The organism is Aquabacterium sp. (assembly GCF_036279675.1).
Classification (GTDB): Bacteria; Pseudomonadota; Gammaproteobacteria; order Burkholderiales; family Burkholderiaceae_C; genus Aquabacterium.
In genome coordinates, this window is record NZ_DASUIS010000062.1 from 1 (window position 1) to 8,398 (window position 8,398).

Genomic DNA, 8,398 nt, shown 5'->3' on the forward strand with positions numbered 1-8,398 from the left:
AGCGGCTAACGCCGCTGCAACTTCCCAAGCCTTCGCGTAGCGAAGGCGCTGCCAGAGCGTCTCGCCGCCGTATGGCGCGGGTGGTTGACGTAGCGAAGTAAAGGAGGAGGTCGGGCTCTGCCCGACCGGGGGACATGAGCGCAGTCGACCACCCGCGCCATACGGCCCACTCGACCGACATAACACCCTGAGCGGAGCGTTCAAAACAGGTCATGTCCACGCACTCCAGCCAACATCAAAGCGACTGCAAAGCCTTGATCACGGCCTTGGAATCCGATACAGCACCAAACACCCCACCCTGCATCTTGATCATCGAAAATGCAGCCGCATGGTTGTTCGGATCGGTGGCCCCCGTACAGTCCGTCAGCATCACGCACTCGAAGCCGCGGTCATTCGCGTCACGCATCGTGGTGTGCACACACACATCGGTCGTGATGCCAGTGAGGATGATGTTCTCGATCCCCTTGGTGCGCAGAATCAGCTCCAGATCGGTCGCGTAGAACGAACCCTTGCCTGGCTTATCCACAATGGGCTCCCCCTCAATCGGATAGAGCTCGGGGATGATGTCCCAGCCCGGCTCACCCCTCACCAGGATGCGACCGCACGGCCCTTCATCGCCGATGCCCACACCGTTGGTGCCGATCTGACGCGAGCGCCAGCGCTTGTTGGCCGGCAGGTCACTCAGATCAGGCCGATGGCCTTCACGCGTGTGGATCACCAGCATGCCCACCTGTCGCGCCACAGCCAGCAAGGCCTTGATCGGCTCGATCGGCGCCCGCGTGGCCGAGATGTCGTACCCCATCTTGTCCACATAACCACCCACGCCGCAGAAATCCGTCTGCATGTCGATGATGATCAGCGCGGTGTTCGAGGGCTTGAGGTCGCCGTTGTACGGCCAGGCATAAGGTTGAGCGTCGACGTAGGTCGTCATGCCATCTCCTTCATGGGGTGAGTAGGTGAAGCCGCCGGCCGTGCAGGCTCGTCCAGCAAATTGGTCTGTTCGCCCTGGTAGCCGCGTGTGGGAGGCTCAAAGCCACATGACTGCCCGTCCACATGCACGACCGCATCCTCCCAGGGCAGGGAAAACTCACCTTTCACCATGTCCTGCATGAAGGTGTAGGGGCAATCCTGCGCACCGCCCTTCACCGCCACATAGCCTCGGTGATAGAGCTGATAGATGTTGTTCTCGACACCCCAGTGAACACGGGCCTCGCGAATCAGATCTGGACGAACCTCGGCGCACACGATTTCATCAGGGCGCCCACCACCCTGCACCATCACGCTGCCATCGAAGTTGCAGACCATGGCCTCGCCCATGGAGTCGAACGTGCCGTCGCTGCCGCACAAGCAGACACTGGCCGTCACCATCAGATTCTGGAAGGCGTTGGCCTGGTTGGTGATGGCCCAGGCATGCCGCACTGGCGCCGTGTAGCCCGCCGTGCGGATCATCAACTCGGCCCCCTTGTAGGCGCACTCTCTTGCCATTTCCGGGAACATGCCGTCATGGCAGATGATCAAGGCCAGCTTGATGCCTTTGGGGCCGGTGATGACCGGGATGCCCATGTTGCCAGGCTCCCAGGGCTCGACCGGCACCCAGGGATGGAACTTGCGGTAGTACAACTGCAAGACACCCTTGTCGTCGATGATCAAGCCCGTGTTGTAGGGCTGGCCAAGAGGGTTCTTCTCCATGATCGAGAAGCACCCCCAGATCCTGTTGGCCACGCAAGCGGCCTTGAATGCGGCCACCTCCGGGCCATCGAGCGAGACCATCAACTCATCGGCGGTACTCATGGACAAGCCATGCAAGGCGTATTCCGGAAAGACCACCAGGTCCATCGCGGGATAGCTGCGGCGCGCCTTGCCCACCATGTCCACGATGCGCTGCGTTTGCGAAGCCACCTGCGCAGGCGTGTCGACGACCGGCAATTGCAGTTGCACCAGACCGATCACCATGCCTGAAGGCGACTTGTTCAAACCACCGAGTCCGCTCATCTCAAGCTCCTGTGAGGCGTGAGCCCCACGTCGTCGACCACACACTCAACGGGACACGCCCAGCTCCATCGGCGCACCTTGCAGGGAACGCTTGGGGCTGCAGGTCCACACCAGAATCAGCAAGGTCAGGGCATAGGGCATGGCGTTGAAGAGGTGGTAGCCCCAGCCGATGCCCACGGATTGCAGCGCCGGGCCCAGGGCACCCGCGCCACCGAACAACAAGGCCGCACCAAGGCAGGCCAGTGGCCGCCATCGCGCGAAGATGACCAGGGCCACCGCGATGAGGCCCTGCCCGCTGGACAAGCCTTCGTTCCAGCTGCCCGGGTAGTACAGCGACAAGGACGCGCCACCCAGACCGGCGATGAAGCCACCGGCCATCGTGGCCAGCACGCGCACCGTGTTGACCGAGTAACCCAGGGCACGCGCGGCATCGCTGCTGTCGCCGGCCATCCGCACGATCAGGCCCCAGCGTGTGTCAGCCAGCGCCCACGACAAGAGCACGGCCAGCACCACGCCAATCGGGAACAAGGCGTTGATCCGCAAGGCCGCCTGCACCTGCGACGAGTCACTCCACATGCCGAGTTCCAACGATGGGATCTGTGCGGCCTGCGGTTGAATCAAGGGCTTGCCCAGATAGAAGGCCAGGCCGGCGCCCAGCAGCATCAAGGCGATGCCGGTGGCGATGTCGTTCACGCGAGGCAAGGAACACAGGAGCCCGTGCAGCATGGCCAGCAAGGCGCCGGCCACACCGGCCAGCAGCACGCCAGCCCAGGGCGAGCCGGTGAGGTAACTGCCTGCGAAGCCCGCCATGGCCGACAGCACCAGCACGCCCTCGAGGCCCAGATTGATGCGGCCGGATTTTTCAGTCAGACACTCGCCCAGGCTCACGAACAGAAACGGCGTGCCCACACGGATGGCGCCACCCAGCACGGCAATGGCCACGTCGGACCACATGGACACATCGCTCATGCGGCCTCCTTGCCTGCGGCATCCAGGGCCGCCTGTTCACGTGCCAGGCGCGCCCGGCTGGTTTCATGTGCAGTCCGCTCGGCCCTGCGCACGCTTTGCATCGTCATCCATTCGCCCATGCGACCACGCAAGGCTTCGCTGGCCAGAATCAGCACGAAGGCAAAGCCCTGCAACACCAGCACGGAGGCGTCAGGCAGATCAAGCCGACGCTGCAACAAGCTGCCGGCGGACCCGAAGCCGCCAAACAGAATGGCCACGGGGATCACGGCAAAGGGGTTGTGGCGTGCCACAAAGGACACCAGGATGCCCGTGTAGCCCAAGCCCGCAATCAAGGAGGCATTGGCATTGGTGTGCACCGCGGCCACTTCGATGCCGCCTGCCAGACCAGCGCAAGCGCCACCCAAGGCGCAAGCCGTGATGATCAGGCGATGGCTGGGCAAGCCCACCAGGCGTGCCGCACGCGCATTGCCGCCCACCACCCGCGTGGCGAAGCCATGCGTGGAGCCAAACAGCCAGAAGCCCGCCACCAGGCAAGCCAGTGCGCCCCACACGAGGCCCCAATGCACTTCATAACCGGGCATCAGGCCCAGCAGATTGCTGTCAGCCAGAGGCAAGGTGGAAGGCTTGTTCAGGCTGCTGGGGTCCCGCATCGGGCCCTCCACGAAATGCTTGAACAAGCCGATGGCCAGATAGCTCATCAGCAAGGAGCTGATGGTTTCATTCACACCGCGATACTGACGCAGCACGCCTGCCAGCGCGATCCACGCCCCGCCCACCAGGGCGCTGGCCAGCAGCACGAACACCGTACCTGCGACACCAGCAGGCGGCGTAAGCAAGTAAGGCAGGCCGGCACAGGCCAGCCCACCCAGCACCAGCGCGCCCTCCCCGCCAATGACCATCAAGCCAGCGCGCTGCGGGATCGCCACGCACAAGGCCGTCAGCATCAGCGGGGCGGCTCGCTGCAAGGTGTTCTGCCATGAGAAGGCATCACCGAATGCCCCCTTGAACAGCAACACCCAGGTCTCGGTCGGGCTGGTGCCACCAAGCCACACAAAGCCGCCAAACAGCAGCACCGCGCCAGCCAGAGCCAGCACCGGCAACACCACGCTGTCAAACACCACGGCCACGCGCGAATCGCTCATGGGCACTCCTTTCCCAACCGTCAGACAGGACCCAAGGCGGATCAGACCTTGCCGATCACACCTTCCACCAGGTAGTTCATGCCTTCCAGTGCGGGGTCGATCTGCTTCATCGTGGTGCCCTTGGCGATGACGACCTTGCCGGTGTTGTCCTTGATCTCACCCTTGAAGATCTCGAACTCATCCTTGAGCATGGCGGCCTTGATGGCATCGGCCTGCTTGCGCGCACCTTCTGGCACCATGGCGCCATAAGGCGAGGTCTTGACGAAACCTTCCTTCAGGCCGCCGCGCAGGAAGTTGGGGTGAGGCTTGCCGGTGCGCGCCGCATCCACGATCTGCTTGTAAGGCGTGACCCAGTTCCATTCCGCGCCGGTCAGGTAGGCGTTGGGTGCCAGCTTGGCTTGGGAAGCGTGGTAACCGCACACGTACTTGCCGCGTTTGGCGGCGGTCTCGACGATGACCTTGGGACCGTCCACGTGCATGGTGAACACGTCCACACCCTGGTCGGCCAGGCTGTTGGTGGCCTCGGCTTCTTTCACCGGCATGGACCAATCACCCGTGAAGATGACCGAGCAGGTGATATCCGGGTGCACCGAGCGCGCACCGAGCGTGAAAGCATTGATGTTGCGCAGCACCTGCGGGATGGGCTTGGCCGCGATGAAGCCGATCTTCCTGGACTTCGTCATGTGGCCGGCGATCACGCCATTGAGGTACTGGCACTCGTCGATGTAGCCAAAGAAGCTGCCCACGGTCTTGGGGTGCTTGGCGGCATCCCACATGCCACCGCAGTGGGCAAAGCGCACGTCCGGGTTCTTCTTGGCCACATCCAGGATGTGCGGGTTGAAGTAGCCGAACGAGGTCGGGAACAGCAGCGTGGCGCCGTCCTGCGAGATCATGCCCTGCATGGTCTTTTGCACAGCCTGGGTTTCAGGCACATTTTCTTCGCCCACGATCTTGATGCCAGGCATCTTCTTGATTTCGGAGGCGGCTTCGTAGTGCGACTGGTTGTAGCCGAAGTCATCCTTCGGGCCGACATAGATCATGCCGATCGTCAGCGGTTTCTGGGCCATCACCAGATCGGACAGCCCACCCAGCGCCAACCCGGCACCTGCAGCCCCGACACCCTTGATCCACGTCCGACGATTCCATTGATCCATTGACGACATGCGTATCTCCTTGCACCAGTCTGTTGCACAACCCACCACCCACGCACCGCCTTGAGGCGATCTGCCATACCGGGTGATGTACAGGCTTGTATACAAGCAACGCCCATGCCTGACTCAAGTCCCGTCAGAACTCGCCGAAAAGGACCCGATGGGACACCCATGGCGCCGCGGCATGGCGCCCCCCATTCGAGATGCAGGGACCTCCGCCATGAAAAAAAGCCTCTACGCCACGCTGGGCATCGACCCCAAATCCAGTGAGGGCGACATCCGCGTGGCCTATGAGGCCCGCCTGGCTGCGACTTCGCCAGACGACGCCATCACCCGGCTGGCCCTGAAAGAGGCCTGGAATGTGCTGGGCCATACGCAGCGCCGCGCGGTCTACGACGCATCGCTGCACGAACAGGCCGCCCGGGAAGCCGCCAAGCCGCAGAGCTCGTCAGGCAGACCCTCTGGCCGACCCTCGTCGCGCAGCCGCGCTGCCGCTGACAACCCAGGCAAAGGCAAGATCTGGCTGGCTGCCGGCGCGGGGCTGCTGGTCCTCACGGCCTGGCTGGTCCTGCGCCACGGGCACGCCGGGTCGACCAAGGCTGACAGCGCCCGCCAATCGGCGGTGCGTCTGGCGCAGATGGATCCCGGCGCCACCATCAACACGGCCAGCACCAACCAGCTCGGCAACGGCGAGCCCGCGCAAGGCACGCCACCAGCGGCGCCCCCGGTCGGTCGCGTCCTGTCGCCCGAGCAGCTGTTCGCGCAAATCTCGCCCAGCGTGATGCGCATCAATGTGCTCAACGACGCCGGCGATGAGGTCGGCCATGGCAGTGGCGTGGTCATCGAGCGTGGCAAGGTCATCACGAACTGCCATGTGGCCAAGGCAGGCCCCAGGCTGAAGGTGAAGCACCAGAACAACCAGTACGACGCATCGATACAGGTCAATGACGAACAGCACGACCTGTGCAAGCTCACCGTCTTCGGGCTGGATGCGCCGCCTGTACAGGTCGGCAAGGTGGCCGGCATGCACGTCGGGCAAAAGGTCTATGCGATCGGCTCACCCCAAGGGCTGGACCTCACACTCAGCGACGGCATGGTGTCGTCCCTGCGCGAGGGCGAGGACGGCACCTTCATCCAGACCACCGCACCGATTTCACCGGGCTCCAGTGGTGGCGGGCTGTTCAACGAGCGCGGCGTGCTGGTGGGCATCGTGACCTTCCAGATGCGCAGTGGCCAGAACCTGAACTTCGCCATTCCGGCGGACTGGATCGACCGCATGAGCTCCAACACCGTGGCCACACGCAGCGAGCCCGGCGGGGATCCCAACTCGCCCGCCAGGGCCATTCTGGGTACCTGGCATTGCTTCGGGCCGTTGACGGGCCGCGGCATGGACGTGACGCTGGATGAGCAGGGCAATGCCCGTGGCAGCTTTGATGGCCAGCCCATCGGCGGGCGCTATTACCTGAACAACAAGCAGCTGACCCTGATGGGCAACAGCTTTCTCGTCGAGGAGCTGTCTCCCTCACGCATGGTGCTCAGCAAAGGGCAAGGTCGCCGACTGGCCTGCAACCACTGAGGCAGGCTTCACCAGAAGGCCATCGCGCAGCCAGCCCCTGAGCAAGCTGGCTGCCACCACGGCCGCATCCTCGCCGTTGCGGGCCTGATCGCTCAAGGTGGCGCAAATCTCCTCGAAACTGCGACTCAACAGCAACAGCGTCAGAGCCTGCGCCTCCTGCTCTGACACGCTGCGAAAGTGCGGGCGCTCATCATGGCGCCAGACCAGCACGGTCACCGACTGCGGCAACGACTCGACCTCCGGCACGGCCTCATCCTGATCCAGGGCATGCCACAGTGCCAGGGCGTTGCACCGAAGTACCACCAGGGCCACGCTGGCATGGGCATGCAGAGGCGCCCGGGCCCACTCATCAACCGGCATGGCGGCCAGGTCGTTAGGCGTCAGCGTCACCGCATCGGCCGCATCGAAAGCCCGACGCAAGGCCCAGTCCAGCTGCGCCAGTTCGCTCACTTCCGGGTGCACGCCTGCGCCCATCTGCACCAGGCGGTTGCCATCCAGCCAGGCCGGCCATGCCTGGCCATACCAGCGGAGATTGGCATGCGTGGAAGGGTGCTGCTCGACGAAGGCCAGCGCCAGGCGGTCAAACCATTCGTCACCCAGATAGCGCCAGGTGTGCGCGAAGGTATCGCGCATGGTCTCCAGCAAGCGCGCCCGGTAAGCGTGGTGATAGATGCCCAGGCGTCGTTGCGCACTGAGGCCATGCTCATCACACACATCCTGCAAGGCGGCATCGTCGAGGCTCAGCACGTGCGCTTGCATACGCGCCTGCAACTCGCTCAAGCTCATGGTGGCGGCGTGCGTCGTCATGCGGCCTCCAGCCAGGCACCGGCCGCCACATCACGGGCATGGTCCAGCTCATGAATCAGATCCGACAAGGGCGGGATATGGTCGTCCCGCTCGATCATCGTGGCCACATGCCCGAAGCGACGACAGGCATGCGCATACAGCGCCCATACAGGCTCGGCCACCGGGTGATCATGCGTGTCGATGATGTGATCACCGTTGTGTGAATGGCCGGCCAGGTGAATCTGCTGCACGCGGTGGGCCGGCATGCTGTTCAAGTAGGTGTACGCATCAAAGCCATGGTTCACGCTGCTCACGTAAATGTTGTTGACATCCAGCAGCAAGAGGCAATCGGCCTGTTCGCACACAGCAGAGACGAAGTCCCACTCGCTCATGTGCGACTGCTTGAAGTTCACATAGCTCGACACGTTCTCCAGCACGAGGCGACACCCCAGCGCATCCTGGACTTGCCGCACATGGCGTACGACCACATCCAGCGCCTCGTCGGTATAGGGCAGCGGCATGAGGTCATGCAGTTGCCGGCCGTGCACGCCCGTCCAGCACAAGTGATCGGACACCCACAAGGGCTGCACGCGTTCGATCAGTTGCCGGAGCTGTTTCAAATATGCGCGATCGGGCCCGACCACCGAGCCGATCGACAAGGCCACGCCATGCATGGCCACGGGATAGCGCTCACGGATGGCGTCCAGCATGCGCAATGGTTTGCCACCCGGCACCAGGTAGTTGTCGCTGATGATCTCCAGCCAGTCCACACGCTGTGGCGC

8 protein-coding genes are annotated in these 8,398 nt (G+C 63.5%); 1 reads left to right on the forward strand and 7 read right to left on the reverse strand.

The features are described from left to right. Nucleotides 1-235: 235 nt before the first annotated feature. The 5 genes from VFW93_RS07505 to VFW93_RS07525 are packed head-to-tail and all read right to left on the reverse strand — an operon-like array spanning nucleotide 236 to nucleotide 5,266. The gene (locus VFW93_RS07505) at nucleotides 236-931 is read right to left on the reverse strand and encodes an isochorismatase family cysteine hydrolase (RefSeq protein ID WP_329693371.1); all 696 of its coding nucleotides are present in this window, start codon (nucleotides 929-931) and stop codon (nucleotides 236-238) included. Next, nucleotides 928-1,992: a formamidase gene (locus VFW93_RS07510; protein WP_329693372.1), complete on the reverse strand. Its 1,065-nt coding sequence runs from the start codon at nucleotides 1,990-1,992 to the stop codon at nucleotides 928-930. The genes VFW93_RS07505 and VFW93_RS07510 overlap by 4 nt, the downstream gene beginning before the upstream one ends. Before the next feature lie 45 nt (nucleotides 1,993-2,037). Next, nucleotides 2,038-2,961, reverse strand: a complete 924-nt coding sequence (locus VFW93_RS07515; RefSeq protein ID WP_329693373.1) for an ABC transporter permease — start codon at nucleotides 2,959-2,961, stop codon at nucleotides 2,038-2,040. Then, nucleotides 2,958-4,103 carry an ABC transporter permease gene (locus VFW93_RS07520; RefSeq protein ID WP_329693374.1) on the reverse strand — a complete coding sequence of 382 codons (1,146 nt, stop codon included), beginning with the start codon at nucleotides 4,101-4,103 and terminating at the stop codon, nucleotides 2,958-2,960. The genes VFW93_RS07515 and VFW93_RS07520 overlap by 4 nt, the downstream gene beginning before the upstream one ends. 41 nt (nucleotides 4,104-4,144) lie before the next feature. Next, nucleotides 4,145-5,266, reverse strand: coding sequence for a BMP family ABC transporter substrate-binding protein (locus VFW93_RS07525; RefSeq protein ID WP_329693375.1), 1,122 nt, complete (start codon nucleotides 5,264-5,266; stop codon nucleotides 4,145-4,147). A gap of 208 nt (nucleotides 5,267-5,474) precedes the next feature. Between VFW93_RS07525 and VFW93_RS07530 the strand changes: the two genes are divergently transcribed. Then, complete coding sequence (locus VFW93_RS07530; RefSeq protein WP_329693376.1) at nucleotides 5,475-6,830, forward strand: trypsin-like peptidase domain-containing protein; 1,356 nt, start codon at nucleotides 5,475-5,477, stop codon at nucleotides 6,828-6,830. Here the strand turns inward: VFW93_RS07530 and VFW93_RS07535 are convergent. Both VFW93_RS07535 and VFW93_RS07540 read right to left on the reverse strand, forming a co-directional pair. Continuing rightward, nucleotides 6,777-7,637 (reverse strand): DNA-binding domain-containing protein, encoded by an 861-nt coding sequence (locus VFW93_RS07535; RefSeq protein WP_329693377.1) that lies wholly within the window; start codon nucleotides 7,635-7,637, stop codon nucleotides 6,777-6,779. The genes VFW93_RS07530 and VFW93_RS07535 overlap by 54 nt on opposite strands. Next, on the reverse strand, nucleotides 7,634-8,398 hold a 765-nt coding region (locus VFW93_RS07540; RefSeq protein ID WP_329693378.1), incomplete at its 5' end, for a DUF692 domain-containing protein. The genes VFW93_RS07540 and VFW93_RS07535, both read right to left, overlap by 4 nt.